The sequence below is a fragment of the Clostridium sp. UBA4548 genome (assembly GCF_002387895.1).
Classification (GTDB): Bacteria; Bacillota; Clostridia; order Clostridiales; family Clostridiaceae; genus Clostridium_J.
In genome coordinates, this window is record NZ_DGLI01000023.1 from 186,994 (window position 1) to 210,095 (window position 23,102).

General features: G+C 29.5%; 19 protein-coding genes. 5 read left to right on the forward strand and 14 right to left on the reverse strand.

The genetic code is table 11. From position 1 onward, the window contains the following. Positions 1–5: 5 nt before the first annotated feature. Positions 6–341 carry a hypothetical protein gene (locus B3040_RS09015; protein WP_291572396.1) on the forward strand — a complete coding sequence of 112 codons (336 nt, stop codon included), beginning with the start codon at positions 6–8 and terminating at the stop codon, positions 339–341. Between the two features lie 102 nt (positions 342–443). Here the strand turns inward: B3040_RS09015 and B3040_RS09020 are convergent, their stop codons facing one another. The 3 genes from B3040_RS09020 to B3040_RS09030 form a co-directional block, all read right to left on the reverse strand. After that, positions 444–659, reverse strand: coding sequence for a hypothetical protein (locus B3040_RS09020; protein WP_017415993.1), 216 nt, complete (start codon positions 657–659; stop codon positions 444–446). Between the two features lie 222 nt (positions 660–881). Further along, positions 882–1,520: a lactate utilization protein gene (locus B3040_RS09025; RefSeq protein WP_291572401.1), complete on the reverse strand. Its 639-nt coding sequence runs from the start codon at positions 1,518–1,520 to the stop codon at positions 882–884. A 99-nt stretch (positions 1,521–1,619) separates the two neighbouring features. Next, a complete protein-coding gene (locus B3040_RS09030; RefSeq protein WP_291572403.1) occupies positions 1,620–2,228 on the reverse strand; it encodes an NUDIX hydrolase in 609 nt (202 codons plus the stop codon). 219 nt (positions 2,229–2,447) lie between these two features. Between B3040_RS09030 and B3040_RS09035 the strand changes: the two genes are divergently transcribed. Next, the gene (locus tag B3040_RS09035) at positions 2,448–3,689 is read left to right on the forward strand and encodes a D-alanyl-D-alanine carboxypeptidase family protein (protein ID WP_291572555.1); all 1,242 of its coding nucleotides are present in this window, start codon (positions 2,448–2,450) and stop codon (positions 3,687–3,689) included. 75 nt (positions 3,690–3,764) lie between these two features. Here B3040_RS09035 and B3040_RS09040 read toward each other — a convergent pair whose 3' ends face one another. Genes B3040_RS09040 through B3040_RS09050 form a run of 3 tightly spaced genes read right to left on the reverse strand, consistent with a single transcriptional unit; the run spans position 3,765 to position 7,490 of the window. Next, complete coding sequence (locus B3040_RS09040; protein ID WP_291572406.1) at positions 3,765–4,319, reverse strand: GNAT family N-acetyltransferase; 555 nt, start codon at positions 4,317–4,319, stop codon at positions 3,765–3,767. 12 nt (positions 4,320–4,331) lie between these two features. Continuing rightward, positions 4,332–5,231: a DUF2156 domain-containing protein gene (locus B3040_RS09045; protein ID WP_291572408.1), complete on the reverse strand. Its 900-nt coding sequence runs from the start codon at positions 5,229–5,231 to the stop codon at positions 4,332–4,334. Between the two features lie 15 nt (positions 5,232–5,246). Then, a complete protein-coding gene (locus B3040_RS09050; RefSeq protein WP_291572410.1) occupies positions 5,247–7,490 on the reverse strand; it encodes a type IA DNA topoisomerase in 2,244 nt (747 codons plus the stop codon). Between the two features lie 258 nt (positions 7,491–7,748). On the opposite strand from B3040_RS09050, the gene ltaE reads away from it, so the two are divergent. Next, positions 7,749–8,774, forward strand: coding sequence for a low-specificity L-threonine aldolase (gene ltaE / locus B3040_RS09055; protein ID WP_291572414.1), 1,026 nt, complete (start codon positions 7,749–7,751; stop codon positions 8,772–8,774). Positions 8,775–9,260: 486 nt separating this feature from the next. On the opposite strand, the gene ppaX is transcribed toward ltaE, so the two are convergent. From ppaX to B3040_RS09080, 5 genes are all read right to left on the reverse strand, one after another. Next, positions 9,261–9,890: a pyrophosphatase PpaX gene (gene ppaX / locus B3040_RS09060; protein ID WP_291572417.1), complete on the reverse strand. Its 630-nt coding sequence runs from the start codon at positions 9,888–9,890 to the stop codon at positions 9,261–9,263. Between the two features lie 119 nt (positions 9,891–10,009). After that, positions 10,010–10,756, reverse strand: a complete 747-nt coding sequence (locus B3040_RS09065; protein WP_291572419.1) for a SprT-like domain-containing protein — start codon at positions 10,754–10,756, stop codon at positions 10,010–10,012. Positions 10,757–10,877: 121 nt separating this feature from the next. Continuing rightward, complete coding sequence (locus tag B3040_RS09070; protein ID WP_291572421.1) at positions 10,878–13,169, reverse strand: VIT and vWA domain-containing protein; 2,292 nt, start codon at positions 13,167–13,169, stop codon at positions 10,878–10,880. A gap of 168 nt (positions 13,170–13,337) precedes the next feature. Then, positions 13,338–14,282, reverse strand: a complete 945-nt coding sequence (locus B3040_RS09075; protein ID WP_291572423.1) for a dipeptidase — start codon at positions 14,280–14,282, stop codon at positions 13,338–13,340. Positions 14,283–14,373: 91 nt separating this feature from the next. Further along, a complete protein-coding gene (locus B3040_RS09080) occupies positions 14,374–15,378 on the reverse strand; it encodes a WG repeat-containing protein (RefSeq protein WP_291572425.1) in 1,005 nt (334 codons plus the stop codon). 588 nt (positions 15,379–15,966) lie between these two features. Here B3040_RS09080 and B3040_RS09085 point away from each other — a divergent pair. Continuing rightward, positions 15,967–17,196, forward strand: a complete 1,230-nt coding sequence (locus B3040_RS09085) for a 6-phosphofructokinase (RefSeq protein WP_291572428.1) — start codon at positions 15,967–15,969, stop codon at positions 17,194–17,196. Between the two features lie 21 nt (positions 17,197–17,217). Continuing rightward, a complete protein-coding gene (gltX, locus tag B3040_RS09090) occupies positions 17,218–18,669 on the forward strand; it encodes a glutamate--tRNA ligase (RefSeq protein ID WP_291572430.1) in 1,452 nt (483 codons plus the stop codon). Between the two features lie 155 nt (positions 18,670–18,824). Here the strand turns inward: gltX and B3040_RS09095 are convergent, their stop codons facing one another. The 3 genes from B3040_RS09095 to B3040_RS09105 all read right to left on the reverse strand — a co-directional run bounded on the left by B3040_RS09095 (position 18,825) and on the right by B3040_RS09105 (position 23,102). Continuing rightward, on the reverse strand, positions 18,825–19,205 hold the full coding sequence (locus tag B3040_RS09095; protein ID WP_291572432.1) for a prepilin-type N-terminal cleavage/methylation domain-containing protein: 381 nt from the start codon (positions 19,203–19,205) through the stop codon (positions 18,825–18,827). 474 nt (positions 19,206–19,679) lie between these two features. Beyond that, positions 19,680–22,571 carry a vWA domain-containing protein gene (locus tag B3040_RS09100; protein ID WP_291572433.1) on the reverse strand — a complete coding sequence of 964 codons (2,892 nt, stop codon included), beginning with the start codon at positions 22,569–22,571 and terminating at the stop codon, positions 19,680–19,682. A 15-nt stretch (positions 22,572–22,586) separates the two neighbouring features. Further along, positions 22,587–23,102: a PilW family protein gene (locus B3040_RS09105; protein ID WP_291572436.1), complete on the reverse strand. Its 516-nt coding sequence runs from the start codon at positions 23,100–23,102 to the stop codon at positions 22,587–22,589.

The following is a 23,102-nucleotide window of genomic DNA, read 5'->3' on the forward strand; positions in this document are numbered from 1 at the left end:
ACTATATGGATAAAATTAAAATAAGAATTTCAAATAATGCATATAATGATATGATCAACTTGTTAAACTTCCATGATGAGTATAACTGTTTTAGATTATATTATGAAAATGGATGCTGTAAATCTTCAAAGGTCCAACTAATGCTAGACAATACTAAACCAGAAGATGTTTGTAATAAAATTGAGGATTTAGTTTTTTGCTACACTAAGGACTTAATAGAAAATATATATTCAGTTACAATTTTGCTAGAGAAAGGCAATTACTTAATTAAGTCACAGTCAAGCGCTTCTTCAAGTTCTTGCAATAATTGCTCTAAAAGCTGTAAAGGTGGATGCCACTAACAGTGGTTACTATATACTTAAAAGTAAACCCCTTATGTAATATTACATAAGGGGTTTACTTTTAAAACTTTTATATTTTAAATCATTAAAATTATTATCTATTTATAGATAACTTTCACCATATAAAATATTTAGTGGTGAGGACTTGTCCTCTCTAAACAAATCATAGTCATATATGTTTTTAATAGAAATTGACTTGAAATTTTTAAGTTCTACAAAAGGACATTTATTTTCATTTTCTGTCCACTTGTAAAGCGAGCACTCCTTAAAACACTCAACCACTTCATCATGCGTAGTCAAAAAAGGACATTTTGACATTGTAACACCCCATCCCTACCAAAGCTATTAAAACAATTATAGATTAAAACAGGAATAAAATGAAGCATTTTTTTGAAAATTCTATATGTTTTATATAAAAAATTATAATTAATTTAAAAAATTGAGTAAAATAATATTTTGTAATAATATTTTGGTAAAATAATGAAACTTTCTCCAATGATTTGATATATTTTGACATGTTTGTCGTATTTGAATTTGTAGTTAAAATCCTAGCTGTTCTCCTACAACAATAACTGTAATATCACTTCTCATTGGTTTTCGTTTTACAGTAGTGTAGATTCTACATATTCTCTTGCTACTATTACAGTCAGTACACACTCCCAATGAAGTACAGGGGTTTTGTAAATTCAATCTTTTATTATTTAATGGGCAAGCCGTAAACCTTAATCTTTCTGCCGCCTCAAACTCATTCTTAACTATTTTATTCACACCGACTACAATAATTATTTTTCTTGGACCAAAGTTCATAGCAGAAACTCTATTTCCTGATCCATCTACATTTATTAAATATCCATCTAGAGTTACAGCATTAGTACTACACAAATAAACATCGCTCAATAATTCTTTTCTCATAATTTCAAACTTTTCTTCTTCAGAAACTCCATCGCTATGTCTTAATAAGGTGCCACCTTTTTCTATTATGTTAAGGTCTATATTTAAAGCCTCTATGGTTGCTGATCCCCCTATGCCAACCACAGTTCCTCTACTTATATGATGCATAATAAATGTTACTGCTTCCTCTTTTGATTCCACATAAATAGAATGAAATTCATTCTTCTGAAGAGATTTAACAACACGTTCCCCTAGTAGTTGCTCTTGCCACCTTTTTATATTATCCATAAAATCACCCCATATATTTAATATATAATACAACTCATCTAATAATATTTAATATTTCACATAATTATTTCTTATTTATTCAAAATCATAAATTTAAAATTAATCCTTACCTTTTAAAATATCTATAAAGGATTTGATAATCTGTGCTGTAAAACCCCATATAACATATTCATTGTATACATAAAAATATTCTCTTAAAATTCCTTTTCTAAATTTATACTCTTTTCCCCTATTTATTAAATGAAAAGGAAATCCTTCGTGATTAGTTGGACCTATTTCCATGTTATACAGTAGTGGCTCATGCTCCAAAAAAAATTTTAATGGAACTGTAAATAGGTGATCAACTTCGTATTCACTAGGAATTATTTTAGCTTTATTAGTTCTTCCTATAAATGGATACATGAACATACCATAAGGACTTATAAAATAATCCATTTCTCCAATATATTGAATCTCATTAATATTTAAGTTAAGCTCTTCCATTGCTTCTCTTATTGCAGTATCCTTAGGACTTTCCCCTGGTTCAATCATACCTCCTGGTAAACACACATCTCCAGGTTGGTGTGTCAATTTATTTGATCTTACTTCAAACACTAAATGTTCTTCACCATTTAATTCTTGTAATAAAATTAATACAGCGCTATTTTTATATTTCCCAATAGGATTAGCTTTTCTATATTTAAAAATTTTCTCTATTTTATTTACCATATTTAACCACCCTTTCTATGTGAAAACTCGCAAGTTGAAAAAATATAAACTACTTTATATATTTAATTATTATTACTATATAATATGATTATACCTAATATTGTTAAGTTTGTCCCCTTGTTCTAAATTATTCATAATGGTATACTAGGTTTATGTTTTGTTTTAATAAGCATTACATTTAAAATTAAAAACACTAAATAAATGGAGAGATGCAAATTGATGAAGAAAAAAGTAATAACTTTAGCGTTAACTTTTAGCTTACTTTTCTCTTCTACTGCATTAGCTGCACCAGCTCCTGATTTAATAGGGACTTCTGCAATCGCAGTGGATTTAACAACAAAAGAGATAATTTATGCTAAAAATATTGATGAAAAAAGACAACCTGCAAGTATAACTAAACTTATGACTGGGTTACTTCTTGCAGAAAATAAAAAACCTGAAGATAATTTAACTTATCCAGAAGGTGCTAAAAAGGAGCCAGATTATTCTTATGGATTAAATGTTCATCCAGTTCAAGCTGGTGAAACTTTTAGTGGTAGTGATGCAATGGATATCCTTTTACTTTATTCTGGTAATGACATTGCTTATATGATTGCTGAAAATGTGGGTGGCTCTGTTGAGAATTTTAGTAAACTCATGAATGAGAAAGCCAAATCCTTGAATATGACTAATACAAATTTTGTAACCCCTAACGGCTTAGATGATAATACAAATGATCACTATACTTCTGCTTATGATTTAACTTTACTTGGCGAAGCAGTTTATAAAAATCCATGGGTTAAAGAAACAATTGCTAAAAAGACCTCGGAAGTTCAATCTTCAAATGGACCTATAGCTGTAATTGAAAATAGAAATAAACTTTTAGGGGCAAATGGAAATGTTGGAGGTAAAACAGGGTATACTACTAAATCTGGTCGTTGCTTATTTACAATTTACGAAAGAAATGGACGCACAATTGCCACAGTAGTATTAAACTCCGAATATAATTTTCCTGCCGATACAAAGGTTTTTGAAGATATGGAAAAGCTTGTTGAATATAGTTTTTCTGCAGAAAAACAAGTATTTTTAGAAAAAGAAAAAGAGTTGAAATCCATTACTTTAAAATATAAAGCTATTCCATTTATAGGACCTACAAGAACTATTAAAGTTCCTGTAAGCCTACATAAGGATATAACCTTATATAATACAGAATTAACTCCAGAACTAAACTATGCAATTGAGGATATTAGTCCATGGAAGCTTAGTGCTGATAAACCTGTTGGAAAAGTTGAAGTTAAGGTTCGAAATTACAGCGAAAGTTATGAATTATTCCCAAGCATATCAAAGTGGCAAATTATAAAAGATAATGCAATATACTACCTCTTAGCATTATTAGTAATAATTATAATTATATCTTCTATTGTAATTATTAGAATTAAATTTAAAAGAAAAAAAAGAAGAAGAAGATCACTTTTTAAATAAACCATTAAAAGCCTATAAAGTGTAAACTGTCCTCTGTTTTAAGGATATTTCAGTTCACTATTTATAGGCTTTTCTTTATAAAATTTTATTTACCCATTCATAATGGATAATTCCATAATTAATGAGGTCATACCTTTGTTTATCTCTCAATATAAACTCTCTAAAAACCCCTTCTTTTACAAAGCCTAAGCTTTCGTATAGACCAATAGCAGCTGAATTATATCCAAGAACTGTTAGCTGAAGCTTATGCAGGTTTAGTTCATTGAAACCATAGTCTATAGTTAATGACATAGCCTCTTTTCCAATACCTTTTCCTCTATAACTTTCATCACCAATACCAACAAATATAGTGGCCACCCTATTATTCCATTGAATATTCTCAAAACCTGTTATGCCAAGGAGGGTATCCTTTTCTAAATCTCTTATTGCAAATACTATTTCATTATTAGCTTGCTGCATACCTTGAATAAAATTTGATATATATGAGGTTTCTCTTGGTATAGCTATTAGTTTATCAAAATGCCTTAAAAATTTCATATCATTATACCAAGACTCTATAACTGGTATATCAACTTCCCTTACTGCTGTTAGTTTAACATTTTTACCTTTAAGTAATTGCATTATACTCATAGTAAATCCCCCTTACAAAATATCTAATACTGTGTATTTTTTTTCTAGTTTAATTGGTCCGTAAGACATTTTTGCTATTCTTAGTCCTAATAGTCCCATATCATCTTCTCTATTTATTAACGGGATATGACTGTAAAGCATTTCTGTAGATTTTTGATTAATAAAAGCAAATACTCCTGAATAATTTTTATCACCCTTTTCAAAGTGTATTATTGCCATTTCATCATTAACAATCTCGCCAATACTAAATCCTGCAATGTTATCATCTACATAAACAGCTAAACCTTTGAGATCTAAAACTTCCCAATTATCTAATACCTCATTAATAGCTTCTAGCTCAAAGTCTGTAAGCTTATCATAAACACCATAACTTTCATGCCATATCTTTGCAACTCTCTTGCAATCTTCTTTAACATTTAAGTCATCTATAACCTTAAGCATATAATTATTATTTTTTTCAAATTTGTTATAATGATTTCTTTTTTTATGTAATACTTTACCTTGCATGGTTATAAGACTTTTACTTTCATAGATATAATCAAAATTATCTCTATCTTCTTCGTAGATAACCCTATCTCCATAAGCTTGGATTAAATCTTCAATAAAATTCCATTCAACTTCTTTAAACAAATAATCTAAATTATTTCTTTGTTTTTCTGTTTTAAGTACTTCTACAACATTTCTTAAAGAATTCTCATCATAACCAAGTAGCTGAACAAAATGACTTTTCCCATGATAGTCTTTCTTTTTCAAAATTAAAATCTGGTCCTTTATTGTATATTCTATATTACAAGCCTTACTCCATATAATTAGTGTTGCGAAGGAAAATTCACAAGTGCTAAAATTATAAGGAGAAATATAAGGCATAATAATATTCTTATCTTCAATTGTTAATTTTTTAAAACTTAGCATAAACTCCTCCAAATACTACTTAAAATCCAATGCTATATTATTATCCTGAATTTTTAAACAGGCATTAAATTTGTTTCCTTTTTTTGATACAAATCCTTGAATAAGCTCTGTCTTACCAGAATTTATAAGTTGTCTTATTTGTTTTGGTGATATATTAACTCCGCATATTTCTCCAAGGAAAAATTTACATCCACTTTTCCAATTAGTACATCCATACCCTTTTACATTTTTCACAATATGTCCAACTCTACATATTGGGCATATACCTAAGACTTCATCTAAATCCGCCTTGTTTAATTTTGTGTTTTCATCTGAACACAGTCCATCCATTATATTGCTATAATCAATTACATTATTGTGGGATAATACCTTTTTTACATTGTCTTTTATATAATGTTCTAACTTATCCATAAATTCTTCAGCATTAATTTCCCCATCTGTTATCATTTTTAATCCCTTTTCCCAGCTAGCTGTTAGTTTTGGATTTAAAAGTGATGGTATTGAGCTTTTTATAGTTTCATATATGAGCTCACCTTTTATTGTAGGATGTACTGCTTGATTCTTTTTATTAATAATAATATAATCTATTCTTTCTAGTTTTTTTAATATTTCTGCTCTTGTAGCACTTGTTCCTATTCCAGCACCTTTTATGTGTTCTCTTAATTCCTCATCTTCTATTAACTTCCCTGCGTTTTCCATAGCTAGAATTATTGAACCTGAGGTATAATATTTTGGTGGTGTAGTTTCACCTTCTTTTATAGTAAGTTCTTTTAGCTCTATTGAAGAGCTTTTTTTAATTTTATTTAGATTACTTTCGCTCTTCTCTTCCTTCTCTTCCTTATTATTAATTACTATAAGGTAACCTTTATCTACACAGACCTTTTCATTTGCATAAAAATATTCATTACTTATATTAATTTCAATTGAAATTTTACTATATTCAGCTGGAGGGTAGAAAATAGCTAAAAATCTTCTAAGTATCAGCTCAAAAATTGACTTTTCTAAGTCTTTTAATTTACTAAATCCCTCCAATCCCTCACCTGTAGGAATGATAGCATAGTGGTCAGTAATTTTACTATCGTCTACATATTTGGATTTTAAGATCTTTGAATACCATTTTTCATTAATAATTTCACTCACATTATTGTTAATATCGCCAATTTCATTAAATCTTAAAAGTTTATTCAAAGTTTTATTTATTTCCTTAGCTACAGCTGAAGACAATACTCTAGCATCAGTTCTTGGATAAGTTACAATTTTCTTTTCATAAAGACTTTGCACAATGCCCAAGGTTTCATCTGGATTTATTTTAAATCTTTTAGAGCACTCATTTTGTAGTTCTGCTAAATTAAAAAGGAGAGGCGGATTCTTTTTCTCTTTTGATTTACTTATACTTGTAATTTCTATATTATTTTTATTATTATTTGTGAAGTTTAAAAGTTCTTCACTATGTTCCCTCTTTAAAAAGCCATTATCGTTGTAGAGTTTTTCACTATTAAAATATTTAGATTTCTCATGGACCTTCCACTCGCCAGAAAAGTCTCCTTCAGAAGTATGGAAATCTCCCTGAAGCTTGTAAAAGGTAGTTTTTTGAAACCTCTTCACTTCACGTTCCCTATCTACAATCATAGCAAGAACACAAGACATTACTCTTCCAACTGCAATTACAACCTTATCTTCCCTTAATAGTTTAGATAAACTACGACCATAAATTAAGGTTAAAAGTCTTGAAAAATTAATTCCTTGAAGATAATCTTCCTTAGCTCTAAGATATGCCGAATTGGCTAAGGTATCATAAGTTGATAAATCTTTAGCTTCCTTTATTCCTCTTTTTATTTCTTCCTCAGTTTGTGAATCTATCCAAACCCTTTTTTTATTCTTATCACTTACCCCAACCATCTGATCCACTAGTCTATAGATGTATTCTCCTTCTCTTCCTGAGTCGGTACATACATAGATTGTATCAACGTCTTCACGAAGAAGTAACAACTTAACTACCTCAAATTGCTTCTTAACTGAGGGAATAACTTCATATTTATATTCTTCTGGTAAAAAAGGTAAGGTTTCTAGTGCCCATGATTTTAATTTATCATCATAAGCTTCTGGATAACTCATAGTTACCATATGCCCTACACACCAGGTAAAAATGGCCTTTTCACACTCTATATACCCATCTCTTTTTGTTCCCTTTAGTTTTAATAAATTAACATAATCCATTGCAACTGATGGTTTTTCTGTAACAAATAATGCTTTATTCATATTAAGTCCTCTTTATTGTAATTTGTTTTAAACTAATTTTATAACTTATAAATTCAAAAGAAAATAGTAAGGAATTTAATCCTTACCGTGTTCATTATACCATAAATTACTACAACATATTTCAATATTCCGCTAAATAATTTATAATAAATGTGTAAAGGCTTTCAAAATAAATTTTTTATTAGTTTTTTATAATAAATTAAATAAACTAAAGTTTTACCTTTAAAGATTAAATTACATAAAATGGAGGATAAAGTTATGAGAATAATCGATTTAAGAAGTGATACCGTTACACAGCCTACAGACAAAATGAGACAAGCTATGTTAACTGCTATAGTGGGAGATGATGTTTATGATGATGATCCTACTATAAAAGAATTAGAAAAATATGCAGCTAAGCTTACTGGAATGGAGGCTGCTCTATTTGTACCAAGTGGTACTTTTGGTAATCAATTAGCCTTGCTAACTCACTGTCACCGTGGTGATGAAGTTATCCTTGGTGATGATTGCCATATTGTCGCTCATGAGGTAGGAGCAGCATCTGTAATTGCTGGAGTTCAGCTTAGAACTGTACAAAGTAATCATGGAATATTAGATCCTTTGGAAATTGAAAAAAGAATAAGAAAAGAGGAAGATATTCACTATCCAAAAACTTCTTTAATTTGTCTTGAAAACGCTCACTCTAGTGGTAGAGTGGTTCCTTTAGAAGTAATGGAAAACATTAATAAGGTTGCAAAGAAGCATAATCTACAAGTTCATCTTGATGGAGCAAGATTATTCAATGCCTCTTCCTACCTAAATATAGATGTAAAAGAAATAACAAAGCATGTTGATTCAGTAATGTTTTGCTTATCTAAGGGTCTATGTGCGCCAGTTGGCTCTATACTAGCTGGAAAAAAAGACTTTATAGCAAAAGCTAAAAAGAATAGAAAACTAATGGGTGGTGGATTAAGACAAGCAGGCTTCCTAGCTGCTGCTGGCTTAGTTGCTTTAAAAGAAATGAGAGAAAATCTTAAAACAGATCACGAAAAAGCAATACTTTTAGCTAAAGAATTAGCTAAAATTCCAGGAGTTAAAGTTAATTTAGAAGATATTCATCTTAACATGGTTTTCTTTGACATGAGAGATACAGGTTTATCTAGCGAATATGTGGTAGAAAAGTTCTTAGAAAAAGGAATTAAAATTTGTGGTGAAGAAGATGGGATGATGAGATTTGTTACTCATTACTGGGTTACTGAAGAAGATATCCATTTTGCTGTAGATTTATTAAAAGCTTTAATTTAGTCCACAGATTATTGACAATAAACAACTTCCCCAATAAAATACATTAGCGAACCATCAAGAGCAAGCAATAAATATATATAGAGCTAATTTTTTACTTGTCTAATTATTTTAACTTGTTCTTCTCTGAAATTAACTAGGACCTATATAAGGTTGTAATTAATTTTAAAAAACAATTAAAAAATAGTTTACAAAATATTAATAATATATTAATCTATTTGGGAAACTCTATTAATAGGTTGAGAACTTAATTTATTTGAGCTAGCTTTGAATAGAACCCTATAATTACAAAATTAGTAACTATAAAGGTATTATCCTGTGGAAAATGGGTAATACTCCTCCACAGTTCTATTCAAATAAGTATTTGCTTTCCATTAATTATATTTTAAAACCATATAATGAGTGAATATATAAATAAGAAATAGCGTAGATTATTTTAAGTTCTCATAAAATCCCTAGGGTATAGACAGGTGCGCAATGCCTGTCTTTTTATATTACATTTAAAATTTCCTCTACTGAATCAATTACATAATCAGGCTTATGCTCTAATAGCTTTTCTAAAGGCAAGGCTGTATATTTTACTAAACAAGTCTTAGCTCCAGCGTTTTTACCACATAAAATATCGTTATGACTATCCCCTACCATAAGTACTTCGTCTGGCTCTAACTTTAGGAGTTCACAAGCCTTTAATACTGGCTCGCCTTCTGGTTTATGTTTTTCTGTATCCTCTGGAGAAACAATTACTTCAAAATATTTTTCTAAATCGAACAATCTCAGCCCTCTTAAAGCCGTGGTTCTTCTTTTCGAAGTAACTATTGCAAGCTTATAACCTTTTTCTCTTAGTATAATTAATCCTTCTTCCACTCCTTTAAAGCTTTCTGTGTACTCATCATGAATTGAAAGAGAATACTCAACATATTTTTGAACTAGTTCTTCTACTCTATCTTTTGTATACTTAGCCATTGTGTATGTAAGGGGTTCTCCAAAGTATTGAACTATTTCATTATCCTCCACAATTAAATCTAGATTTTCTTTAAAAACATATTTAAATGAATTTATAATTAACATATTTGTATTTATTAATGTACCATCTAAATCAAACAAAATACCTTTAATCACTTTAATTATCTCCCTTCGTAATTTGATTTTTAATGCTCAGCTTATTTATTTATTTATTTATTTATTTATTTATTTATTTATTTACTTAATACTCCTTAACACTAAAAAGTCATACTTTCTTATTTAGACAAGTTTATCATAGGTACATACCATTTTGTATACCTATTTCCTTCCTTATCTTTATATGCTCCGCCCTTGTCCAATACCATTACTGTAGCTCTCTTAGTAATATTCGCTACAAGACCTACATATTTTTTACCTTTATAAATAAAAGTTACCTTGTCTCCAATAGAAATATCACTGACTTCTAAATTTGGATTTAAATTTTTTCTTGTTGGAATATCGTGATAAATTCCCTTATGGTTAAAAACCCCAGAAGAAATATCTCTAAACCTTTTCCCTTTGCAGTTTGAATCTCCATAATTATAAAATTCAACAACATGACATATTTCATGTTCCATAATAAGCATAAAAGCCTCAATTGGATCTGAAACGATTATTCCTGACACCTTTTTTTCACTAGTTTTTAAATAAAAGTTATTTAAAATTACCAAGCTTATTCTAATCTCATATTCACTACTGTTGGAGTTTCTTCTAAAGATAGTTTTTCCTCCAGCTGAAGTCATTCTTTTGGACAGGGAAAAAACTATATTGTTTCCTAAGGCCTTTTTAAGTTCCCCTTCAAAGAAATAATTATCATATAAATCAAAAAGTTTCTCAATATCCTTATTATTTAGTTTTATATTTTTAGTTTTTCCTATCTCTTGTTGACAAATCTCCATATGAACTTCTTTTAAAAATTTGCTTTTTATGCTTTGTCTAGTGTAACTTATAAAATCCTTCTCATTAGCATTTAACTTAATCATAAAAATCTCCTAAAATCTTAGTACTATTTAATTATAACTTATAATGCTGAAAAATCTATATAAAACGAAGATGAGCTTGCTACAGTGTATGTTATTTCACTGTAACAAGCTCTAATAAAGGCTATTTAGTTTTTAATATAGTTTTATCTATTAAAGTATTTAAAGTGTCTTGGCCTTCAACGTTATTTTCAATAAAGGCAATAAACTCTTCTGATATCTTTGCAACATCTATTCCTTTACTAGTTAATATCTCTTCTAATCTTTTACATTCAGTATTAAAAACTTCACGAACTTCTGATTTAACTATTCCTTTAGATAATGCAGTTTTTATAGTTAAATATATGAATGGAATAATTGCTTCCTCATGAGTTATTTCATCTTGTGAATTTTCCATTACATAGGATAATGCTTTTGCAAGAAGATTTTTGTACATAGTTATATCTTCCTTACCTAAGGTGAAGGCTAAAATCCCCTTTAAGGTAGACATAAATTTAATATACTTCTCCTCCTCATAGGAATTAGCAAAAGCCCCGCTTGCTAACTGTTGAGTTGCTAGTATTCTAAGAAGTTCTTCCCTTAGGTCCAAACTTAATATTTCTTCATTAAAGGAAACCCCATTTAATGAATGGTTATAATACAAACTAGGTGTGGTAGATATGTTATCATCCTCAACATCTTGAACCTTTACAGGTAAAAACTTTCTCATGGCTATTCCTAAAACAGGTTCATATAACTCTTCTATTAATATAAAGGAAGTTTCTGTGCTTATTATTCCAACCTTAGTAGATAACTCTACTATTTTATTTTTCATTGAATTATAAACTTCCCCACGCTCGTAAACTATTCTGTTTTCTAAAGATTCTAGTCTCTTTTTATACCATACCTTCTCAATTAAATTTGCATTCACCTCTAAATCCAAGCTTGTTAGACTAATTCTTCTTTGAACTCTTCTATTCCCTACCTTGCCTCTAAGAGTAACTACACCCTCAAGCTGTCCTTGAACTCTTGCAAAAATTGAGAAAGGCTCTTCATCATACATATATTCTATAGTTCTAGGATAAGTTTTTTCTACTTTCATATTTCCCCAGTCAATTTCAACGTCAGTGATTTGAAGGCCTCTAATTCTATTGAATTGTTTTAGAATAGAATCCTCTATTCTTCTTTTTCTATTGATGAATTCTGCTTTACCATAAGTTATTCTTGCAAGTTTATTAATAAAGTAGGTGTTTACTGAAGCATCAATACCAAAGGGGAATATTCTGCTTTCTCTGCAAACCTCATCAACATAATCTAAAATTTCTTTCTCATCATCTACAATATCATCTGTAAATAATAAAATTGTATTTTCTTCCCCTTCATGTTCTTTTTCAAAAGCATATTTTATTCCCTCAAATATAACTGCATCATCTTCACACTGTAAATTATCAATCCATTGAGAAGCAGCTTTTAAGCTTTCTTCATTAAATCTGACTCTTCTTTCTTCTGAGAAATAATGTAGTTTATCTCCCATAGCCACAATGTTAAAAGTATCTTGTTCAGTTAAATTTCTTATACATAACTGAAGTGCCCTTTTGGCCTCTTTTATCTTATCTCCCTTCATGGAATCAGAGATATCTACTAGGAAAATATAATTCCCATAATTTATATTATTAATATCTTGAATATCGGGAATAAACCTTAGATACAAAATACCATTCTTTTCTCTATAATTTTCATAAACCATTCCCGTAGTTTCTTGAAGTTCTCTCTCCTCAAGATAAATTACCATATCTTCCGTTAACTTTTGCTCTTCATTTTCAAGGGTAATCTTATATAGATTACTTTCTCCACCTTCAACAGTAATCCTATGAGAAGGACAAGTAATTTTTGTTTCTTCAAAGGATTCCACCAATAAATTTAAGTTTAATTTGTAGTTATGATTATTTTTTAGTATAGCTATTGGCTTTTTACTGCTAGAATAAGCCTTAACTGGTGGAATTACTTTAGGGATTGTTAACTTCAACTTGTTATTGTCATAAATTAATTCTTCAATATAGGAAATTTTAATATTAATAGTTTCTCCAGAAAGAATCTTTCCTATGGAGATTCTAAAATTATTCTCGCTAAACTCCTCTAAAAGGAAATTACTAGTGCCTTGTTCAGCTACATTATTATAAATTTTATCAATTTCCTCTTTACCTTCTACCTTACCCTTTATAGTTCTGCCGCCAATATTTGCTTCAAAACCGGATAATACTGCAGTTTCAGGAATTGGGAAGTTATAAATTGCTTCCACATCTCCTTTGCCTTTATTCTCGTACACATGATTAATTGTAAATTCAACAAACTCTCCACAAACATTTCCTTCAATATCAACTTTCTTTAACTCTATGGCATTTTGAGAAGGTTTGTATACGATTTTAGGATATTTCATACTATCTCTCCTTTTTTTAATAACAGGAAATATTATCTGTAATTATATTCTACCAGAAATAACTCTGAAATAGTTGTAAAATTTTGAAATTAATAATAAATTTAATAAAAAAGCAAAGGTTAATATCTTTGCTTTTATTATTATACTTATTAAATTCAATACATATACTTATCTCATCACATCTTTTATTAATCTCATTGCATTTTTATAAAAAATCTTTTCCACTTCATCCTCTGAAAACCCATCCTTAACTAAAGCATGGGAAAGTTTATGAATATCTCCAATGTTGTCTATTTCTATGCCCTTTGAATTTATACCATCTAAATCTGTTCCTAAGGCTATAACCTCAATACCACCTACATTGTAAATGTGATTAATGTGTTTTATCATATCTTCAATATTGCTTCTTCCATCATTGTTTAAAAAGCTTCTTTCAAAATTGATTCCTGTAATTCCACCTTTATTACTTAAAATTTTTATCATATCATCTGTTAAGTTTCTTCTATGAGCACAAACTTCTCTAGCATTTGAATGAGATGCCACAAAAGGATATTTAGAATATTTAGCAACGTCATAGAAGCCTCCATCTGAGAGGTGAGAAACGTCAATAATCATGCCTAAGTTATTCATTTCCTCTACCACTTCTAACCCAAAAGCCTTTAATCCATTATTTATAAAATTAGAATTTTTGTTTGGATATCCTATTTCATTTTCATAATTCCAAGTTAATGTAATAAGCCTAACTCCTAGCTTGTGAAAATTTCTTAAATTCGATAACTTTCCCTTAAGAGCTCCACCTTCTTCAATAGTTAAAAATGCAGAAATTTTTCCTTCTTCATTGTTTCTAATTAACTCTTCATAGTTAGTTGCAAGTTTAATAATCTCACTATTACTTTTAATTTCTGCATGGATTCGATCTGCCATATCCATGCAGAATTCAAAAGGATTTTCCACATATTCTTTTTCAATAAAAAGTGCAAAAAATTGTGCCATTGAATTAGACTTTTGAAGTCTTTCCAAATCCACAGAAAAGTCATTTCTTCTTAAATTTACTTTTTCCTTTCCTTCCATTAACTTCATTACGGTATCACAATGTAAGTCAATAACTCTCATATCTATCCCCCCATTAAATTTAATCTTTTCCTATGAAGATTTTCTCTTATATAGTAAATAAGAATTCTTCTTTAACAATGCAAATCATCAACTAAGAATTTAGAATAAAACTCCCATCCTTCTTAATATATGTTTCTTTGCCCTTATATTTAACCTTTGCTACTCCATTTATAATATTCTCAGCTTCTTCAAACTTAGGACTAATTATAATATTGTCATTAATATCTACATAACCCCAAAGTCCATTTACCTCAACTGCAAATAAATCTTCGCTAAAATCAAATACATTATCATATTTAGGCTCAATAATTATGTTGCCATTTTTATCGATGAACCCATATTTATCATCCATAGAAATAACTGCATATCCATTGCTAAAGCTATCTGTCCAGTGATATTTAGGCTCTATAACCATATTTCCCTGTAAGTCTACAAAGCCCCAAGTATCCTCAACTGAAACAGGTGCAAACCCTTCATTAAAGTTTCCTATAAAATCGAAATCTCCCTGAATAGCTTTATTTCCTTTTTCATCTATAAAAAAATACTCTTCTCCTACTGCTACAGCAGCTAGCCCATCAATAAAATCATTTGCAAAATCATAAATTAAATCTATTGCGAGCTTTCCCTCTGAGTCAATGTACCCATACTTTTCGCCTTTCTTTACAAGTGCTAATTCATTTTCGTTAAATTCATTTGCTTCATCAAAGGTTGGTTTAATTACCATTTCTCCTTTGTAATTTATGTAGCCATATTTGCCTAAAAGCTTTACAGCAGCTAACCCCTTAGTAAAGCCCTTTGCATCCTCATATTTTATACTAATTAACTCTTCACCTTTAGGGTTTATATATCCATATCTATGGTTAATTTCTACTACAGCCATACCTTCATTAAAATAATTAATATCGTCATATTTTGGTTTAACTAAATATTCCCCATCCTCATCAATAAAACCACATAGACCATCTACTTCCACAAAAGCCATATTATTTTCAAATTCATCTGCAAAATCAAATCTAAATGGAATTACCACATCTCCATTTATGTTTACATAGCCATACTTGTTTTCTTTTTCTACAGGATATAAAGTCATATTCATATTTTCCTCCTATTGTTTACTTATTTTATAGATAAGAATAATAGTATTTTGCTTCTTTATCAACTTAAATTTATAGTTAGGTTGACACATATAGTTACAAAGTTACCTAACTTTTATAAAAACCACTTTATAAAAATAAATATTATAATTTGATTTTTTCCATTTCTAATATTAATTTAGCTTCATTTAGGAAAGTATGTAAGTTGCAATATTACTTCTAAATTATAAGATAATTTTAAGCAACTTATACTAGAGAGAATGCAAAATAGAGTTAGACGTATTTACCCACTATTTTCATTACATTCTATATAATAAAGGATATTTTCAATCCCTTTGTGTTAAGCTTTATATAAAGATGCTAACACTTAAAGTTAGTTATCTCCTAAAGTTAATTAATATTTGACCTTGAAGTTTTATCTTTGAAAAGATTATAAAATTTATCTAAGAAAATATTATAGTCCTTAAATCATTATTATACCATATATTTTTTACCTATTTAGGATAATAATATTTATAGTTACAATTGTTACAAACAAGGATTTATATTATAATGGAAAAAGTAATGAAATTTGAAGGGAGTACAAAAATATGAGAAATTGTATAGTGGCTCAATCAGGAGGTCCTACTTCTGTTATTAATGCTAGTGCTATAGGAATATTTGAAAAAAATGAAGAAGTTAAATATTATGACAAAGTTTTTGCTGGATTAAACGGTATAGAAGGAATTTTAAAGGAAAATATTATTAACCTTTGTGAAATAGACAAAGATGCAGTACATGGTCTTAAATATACACCTTCTTCTGGATTAGGTTCTTGTAGATATAAACTTAAATCCTATGCTGAAAGCAAAGAAGAATACATAAAATTATTTGAAATACTAGAGAAAAACCAGATAAAAACCTTCTTTTACATAGGTGGAAATGACTCCATGGATACAGTTCATAAGTTAAGCAACTATGCTAAAGAACATAACATAGATATTAAATTTATAGGTGTTCCTAAAACTATAGATAATGATTTACCTGTAATGGATCACACTCCAGGCTTTGGAAGTGCAGCTAAGTTTATTGCAACTATAGCTCTAGAAAACAGCTTGGATGCTAGTGTTTATGAAACTAAGAACATATTCATTTTAGAAGCTATGGGAAGAGATACTGGTTGGCTTGCTGCAAGCTCTTGTATCGCAACTTTAAATGGGGAACCTGTAGTAGATTTAATCTACTTACCTGAGATACCATTTAATACTAATCAGTTCCTTAAAGATGTAGAAAACAAATTAAAAAATAAAAACAGATTAGTTATTGTGGTTTCTGAAGGTATTAGAACTGCTGAAGGTATATTCCTAGGAGAAATGCAATCTACTGCTGGATATGATAAATTTGGTCATGCACAACTTGGTGGTGTATGTGGCTACTTAAAAAATTTAATCATTGAAAATGGGGTTTGCAAAAAAGTAAGAGCTGTTGAACTTTCAACCCTTCAACGTTGTGCAATGCATTTTGCTTCACAAACTGATATTGATGAAGCCTATGAAAGTGGCGCCTTTGCTTTAGAGTACTCTAAAGATGGTGAAAGCGGAAACATGATTGGAATCAGAAGAATTCAAAATAATCCTTATAAATCTGAACCATTTGCTGTTCATACTTCAAAGGTTGCTAACTCAATAAAATACTTCCCTAAAGAGTGGATAAATCCAGAAGGTAATAATGTAACTAAAGAGGCTTATGAATATACACTACCTCTAATCATGGGAGAACCAAAAATTAAGTATGAAAATGGACTTCCAAAATATGTTTATTTAAATGAGAGAAATAAATAGAAATTTACAGGAGTGAACAAAATGAATAAAGTTAGAACTAGATATGCGCCAAGCCCAACGGGTAAAATGCATGTAGGAAATCTTAGAACTGCGCTTTATGCTTACCTAATCGCTAAGCATGAAGGTGGAGATTTCATCTTAAGAATTGAAGATACAGATCAAGAGAGATTTGTTGAAGGTGCAATAGACATAATATATAATACTTTAAAACTTACAGGATTACATCATGATGAAGGTCCAGATGTAGGTGGTCCAGTAGGTCCTTATATTCAAAGTGAAAGAAAAGGCCTTTATTTAGAATATGCTAAGGAACTAGTTTCTAAAGGTGAAGCTTATTACTGCTTCTGTGACAAGGAAAGACTTGATGCCCTAAGAAGTGAAATTGAAGAAAAAGGTGGAACTTTTAAATATGATAAACATTGCTCCCACCTTTCTACAGAAGAAGTAGAGAAAAACCTTGCAGCAGGACTTCCCTATGTGATAAGACAAAACAATCCTACTGAGGGCTTCACTACTTTTGAAGATGAAATTTATGGAACAATTTCTGTACCAAATAATGAACTAGACGATATGGTTCTAATTAAATCTGATGGGCTTCCAACTTACAACTTTGCAAATGTGGTAGATGACCACTTAATGGGTATTACTCACGTAGTTAGAGGAAACGAATATTTATCCTCATCTCCAAAATACAACAGATTATATGATGCTTTTGGATGGGAAGTACCTGTATACGTTCATTGTCCACTAATTACTAATGAAGAGCATCAAAAATTGAGCAAAAGAAGCGGACACTCTTCCTTCGAAGATCTATTTGAACAAGGCTATCTAATAGATACTATTGTAAACTTCGTGTCCCTATTAGGTTGGAACCCTGGAACTAACGAAGAAATATTTTCTTTAGAAGAACTTGTGAAGATTTTCGATTACAGAAAAATCAATAAATCTCCTGCAGTGTTTGATATGCAAAAACTAAAATGGATGAACAGCGAATATATTAAAAAGCAAACACCTGAAGCTTTCTTTAAAATGGCTGAGCCTTATATTAAAACTGTAGTTAAGAATCCAAATATCGATTTATTGAAAATTAGTAACTTAGTTCAAAGTAGAGCTGAAGTTTTAACAGATATTCCTGAGAGAATAGACTTTATTGATGAACTTCCAGAGTACAGCACTGAGCTTTACATTCATAAAAAAATGAAAACAACTGAGGAAAACTCTTTAGAGAGCTTAAAAGCTGCTCTACCAATACTAGAAACAATTAGTGACTGGAAAGCAGAAGTTTTACATGACGAGATGATGAAGCTTGTTGTAACTTTAGGAATTAAAAATGGTCAAATGCTTTGGCCAATTAGAACTGCTATATCTGGAAAAGCTGCAACACCAGGTGGAGCTTTTGAAATAGCAGAAATTCTTGGTAAGGAAGAAACAATCAAGAGGATAGAAGTTGGTATAGAAAAGCTTACTAAATAATAATTACGATTAACAACTTAAGAATCTTTAATATTAATTTCTATTGTTTAAATGAAAAATTCTTAAGGAATATTATAGGATTTTTATAGCCTCTTTACAGATTTTAAATATTAAAATTATAAGCTAAGGGATAGAGTTAATAGTAACTCTATCCCTTAGTTAATTTTTTCAAATTGCGGATACAACCTGTACCTAGTTGTACTTACAGCAATATTATTATTATCTATTATATTAATAATAAAGTTACCTCCTGATAATTGAGCCTTCGGCATTACTCCATTAAAATATTCATCTGCAATTTTCTTATATCCGTTGTTTCTAATATTCTCTGGAGTTATACCTTTGCTTAACTCAACTTTTACTGCTACTGCAATATTTTGAGCAGATATTTGGTCTGCCTTCACCTTTGCATCTTCTTTATAAGACATATAGTTTGGAACAGCTATAGATGCAATTATGCTTATTATGGCTATGACTATGATTAGTTCTATGAGGGTGAACCCTTTCTTATTTATCATTAAATGTTTTCTACTCATTTTAAACCACCTAAATTAATAATCAAGTAATAATTAAGTTTTACTTTATTATAATAATATCCAAATTATTCATATTAAATCATTTGATATAAATATTTCCACCCTCAAATACATATTATTATATTATTTTTTTATGAAGATTCAACTTTACAATAACCAATCATTAATAAAAATTATTTTTCTATAAAGATACACTATCCAAAGCAATTAGTAGTTTATTTTTACATAAGTTTAGACTATATATGTGTTTATGAAACCTTTAAGTTATAAGTCTATTTATCTATAAACTTAACTACCCTATATTTGAATGATACTTTGCTAATGAAAATTAAGCAATTTATCTTAAAATTCAATGTAATTCATGTATTCAGTAAAAGCACCTTGAATCATCAACATAAAAAATAGAGCTTCACTTAGGTGATTTCCTTAGTCAAGTTCTATTTATCATATCTCTAATCCTTATAAAATTATAAATCAAAATACATCAGGCATTGAAGTTATTCTTGTATTAAAATCATTGAACTTATCAGTTCCAATAATGTTTGCCCTATTTATAATCATACTATTAGTATCTTCTTTAGCTTCATTTACTACATAGTTATAATTAATTATATAGTACTTATACTCACTGGTAGTTTCACCATTCAAAGTTACCTTAATATTGGGAGAAGCACTGCTATCATTTTCTATAATAGGAGCTATTGATGTTAATTTTGTAAGTGTTCCATCTGAATTAACAGTAAAAACATTAACGGATATAACCTTCATCTTAGTAACTTCAGTATTATTACTTGAATTTAGTTTAATATTTATTGGTGTTTCTTGTCCATTGGTTCTTACAAATGTTGCAAGTTGATATTCTGAGTTAGGCGCTATATCTAAATTTAGGTTGCTAATATATTTGATATTCTTTTCTCCAACATGAATAATATTAGTATTATTGCCATTAGGTTGGAATAAACCTTGTTTTATTATAAAACTGTCCAATATGGAAATACTAAGTGGATCAAAGAACTTTTCACTAGAAGTACCATCCAAATCTTTATACGATAACTTTGCATCATCCTTAAGTTCATAACTTCCTACCTTGGTACCTTTAACTTTTACAGTAAAACTTATAGGTTCAGCCTCATATTGTTTTGTAGTGCTATTGTAGGTATAGTTTACTTTTAAATCCTTAGTGATAGAATTACCACCAGTTTCTGATAAAACAAGCCCCTCTGGTAGTTGTTGAGTAAATTTAACGTTTTCTAGTGCTAAATCTGCCTTAATTTGTTCAGCAATATTACTATAAACTTCAGTTATTGCATTTTCGTTGTCACTAGTTGCATCCAGGTAATCCCCGCCTGCCTTAACTGCAATTTCTTTAAGTTTATCTGCATTAGCCCCTTTTGAAAAGCCTATGGCAAAAGTTTTTAAATCTAAATCCTTATTTTCCTTTAATATTCCTGCCATGATATTACTATACTCTAATCCTTTTTCTAAGTCATTATTCTCATTATAATCCACATTTTTATTATCTATTTCAGTATAATAATTTCTATAATAATAAGAGCCATAATACGAATAAAATGTCGGTTCTCCATCTGTCATGAGTACAACAAACTTTTTCGAATCCTTATTATCTGATAATGCCCATATAGATTTTCTTATTCCATCTCCTAAATTTGTACCTCCATTTGCAGAGAGTGCACTTACTTTATCTCTTATTACTTGAGAGTTACTTGCTTCAAATAAATAATTATTATTGTATGTAAATACATTACCTCTATTTGAATAAGTAATAAGACCAATTTTAACATTAGTAGAGTTGTTAAACTTATTAATGAAATTATTTAATGCAGTTTTGGTAAGTTCTAATCTGGATGGTTTTCCAGATACTTTCTCATCTTTGTCCACTGACCAGTCCATACTGCCTGAAGTATCAACTACTAACATTATTTCCTTTTGTTTTTCAGTACTTTGTATTTGTATAGGATTAGGAGTTATTGAGTATTCCATAGTAAATTCATTATTTACGTTAAACTTACCTTGATTTTGTTCTGGTATTAATTTTCTTGACATTTGAAATTCTGCATTATACTTTTCAACTGTAATAGTAACCTTTGGTAAAAGTTTATTTATAGCATTTCCATTAATAACTTTATATGATAAGTTCCAGTTAGTCCCCGCTAACTCATAAACTCCTTTTTTATTCCCCTTTAAGTTTAGACTTATACTTAGTGGTTCTGCAATATATTGGGTATTATTTGAATTTAATTTATAAACTATACTTGGAATTAGCTTAGAGTAATTATTTCCATTTACCTGAGTGTCAAAAGTATTCATAACATATTCCAAGCCATCAGGAAGCGAGAAATTAATTGTAGCACCTTCCACTGAAAAATCTGCTTTAATCTTGTCCGCTATATCTAAATAAACACTATTTATAGTTTCTGCATCCTTAGCATCATAGTAACTGCCTGCTCCAGCGGAAGCAATTTGTGTGAGCTTTGTGCTATCACTCCCTCCACTAAAGCCTATGACATAGTTTGTTATCTTTAAACTTTTTAGATTTTCAGCCATCAAAGTACTATATTCTAAGCAATACCCTTTGGGGTCTGTATTTCCATAAGTTCCATATTTTAAATCAGTTGTATCGTTTATACTACTAAAATATTGCCAAGTTCTATCCCCTTTTCTTAAATCATTTGGTAGTCTATAATAAGTATAATTTCTACTTTGATAATCATATTTATTATAATCATCATTATACCCTCCAGCATAACCTGAATAAGTTAAAGAAGTTGGCATACCATCTGACATTAAAACTAAATACTTTTTCACTGAAATATCACTGGAAAACATTTTTTGTGCAACTCTTATTCCATCGCCAATATTAGTTGCTCCATTTGCATCTAATCCATTGATTATTGCTTTTAAATCCTCTTGATATGTGGCATTAGTCAATGATTTAGTATTACGACCATTATAATCATAGGTTACAATGCCTATTTTGGTAGTGTTTTCATTTTGAAATTTACTGATAAAATTATTTGCTGCATCTTTTAATGCTTCCATTCTTGTCTTTCTAGGTCGTGAAGTGATTAATTCATCCATACTTCCTGATGTGTCTATTACTAAAATAATTTCCTTATTTACTTTTTTATTTATATCACTTACATTCAATGGTTGTGGATTTATTGTGTAATTAATATCAAATTCCTCATTTACATAAACAGATGGCTTACTAGCACTTGCATTAATGTTTAGTTCTGGCTTTTCACCAGCTGCGTAAGCCTTATAAGCAACACCTAAAATTCCAATAAGAACAAAAACAATTATGATTTTTAAAAATAGTTTATTTCTTAGAATATACTTTTTCACAAATTCTCCCCCCTTCTATCTTTTATTTCTAAAGTACAATGTATTACTTATTTCATAATTTACACTGTTTTTTACCATAACTAATTTCACTTTTATCCCCTGACTTTTTTCAAAAGTAAGTCCATCTAATGGAGATATATCAATATACTCTACATTTTTTCCTAAGGAAACCCTATTTCCTGGAGATAAAACCTTATAAAATGCTCCCTTATCTAATTCAAATACGTTTTTACAATCACTTCCCGATAAAAACTCTATTGATTTAACATTAGTACCATCTATTTTGTAGGTAGCAGAGCTACTTTCTACATCAATATTATCAATTAAATTCACTTTCTTAGCTTCCATAGCGGTCTTAGATATATTTTTTATTACGTTTTCACCATCATTTTGAAGTTCAGATCTTATGGTTGTGGTATTGAAACCTTTAAGGGATGAGGTGAAAAAAGGGAAGATTATCCCCATGACTATTGCAAAAATAGAAAGAGCTATTAATACCTCTATTAATGTAAGAGCTTTCTTTTTTTTCAT

What these genes read in the sequence shown, in the direction of transcription:
- B3040_RS09015 (WP_291572396.1), top strand. Translation starts at nt 6, where the DNA reads ATGGATAAAATTAAAATAAGAATTTCAAATAATGCATATAATGATATG.
- B3040_RS09020 (WP_017415993.1), bottom strand. Translation starts at nt 659, where the DNA reads ATGTCAAAATGTCCTTTTTTGACTACGCATGATGAAGTGGTTGAGTGT.
- B3040_RS09025 (WP_291572401.1), bottom strand. Translation starts at nt 1,520, where the DNA reads ATGGATAATATAAAAAGGTGGCAAGAGCAACTACTAGGGGAACGTGTT.
- B3040_RS09030 (WP_291572403.1), bottom strand. Translation starts at nt 2,228, where the DNA reads ATGGTAAATAAAATAGAGAAAATTTTTAAATATAGAAAAGCTAATCCT.
- B3040_RS09035 (WP_291572555.1), top strand. Translation starts at nt 2,448, where the DNA reads ATGAAGAAAAAAGTAATAACTTTAGCGTTAACTTTTAGCTTACTTTTC.
- B3040_RS09040 (WP_291572406.1), bottom strand. Translation starts at nt 4,319, where the DNA reads ATGAGTATAATGCAATTACTTAAAGGTAAAAATGTTAAACTAACAGCA.
- B3040_RS09045 (WP_291572408.1), bottom strand. Translation starts at nt 5,231, where the DNA reads ATGCTAAGTTTTAAAAAATTAACAATTGAAGATAAGAATATTATTATG.
- B3040_RS09050 (WP_291572410.1), bottom strand. Translation starts at nt 7,490, where the DNA reads ATGAATAAAGCATTATTTGTTACAGAAAAACCATCAGTTGCAATGGAT.
- ltaE (WP_291572414.1), top strand. Translation starts at nt 7,749, where the DNA reads ATGAGAATAATCGATTTAAGAAGTGATACCGTTACACAGCCTACAGAC.
- B3040_RS09065 (WP_291572419.1), bottom strand. Translation starts at nt 10,756, where the DNA reads ATGATTAAGTTAAATGCTAATGAGAAGGATTTTATAAGTTACACTAGA.
- B3040_RS09070 (WP_291572421.1), bottom strand. Translation starts at nt 13,169, where the DNA reads ATGAAATATCCTAAAATCGTATACAAACCTTCTCAAAATGCCATAGAG.
- B3040_RS09075 (WP_291572423.1), bottom strand. Translation starts at nt 14,282, where the DNA reads ATGAGAGTTATTGACTTACATTGTGATACCGTAATGAAGTTAATGGAA.
- B3040_RS09080 (WP_291572425.1), bottom strand. Translation starts at nt 15,378, where the DNA reads ATGAATATGACTTTATATCCTGTAGAAAAAGAAAACAAGTATGGCTAT.
- B3040_RS09085 (WP_291572428.1), top strand. Translation starts at nt 15,967, where the DNA reads ATGAGAAATTGTATAGTGGCTCAATCAGGAGGTCCTACTTCTGTTATT.
- gltX (WP_291572430.1), top strand. Translation starts at nt 17,218, where the DNA reads ATGAATAAAGTTAGAACTAGATATGCGCCAAGCCCAACGGGTAAAATG.
- B3040_RS09095 (WP_291572432.1), bottom strand. Translation starts at nt 19,205, where the DNA reads ATGAGTAGAAAACATTTAATGATAAATAAGAAAGGGTTCACCCTCATA.
- B3040_RS09105 (WP_291572436.1), bottom strand. Translation starts at nt 23,102, where the DNA reads ATGAAAAAAAAGAAAGCTCTTACATTAATAGAGGTATTAATAGCTCTT.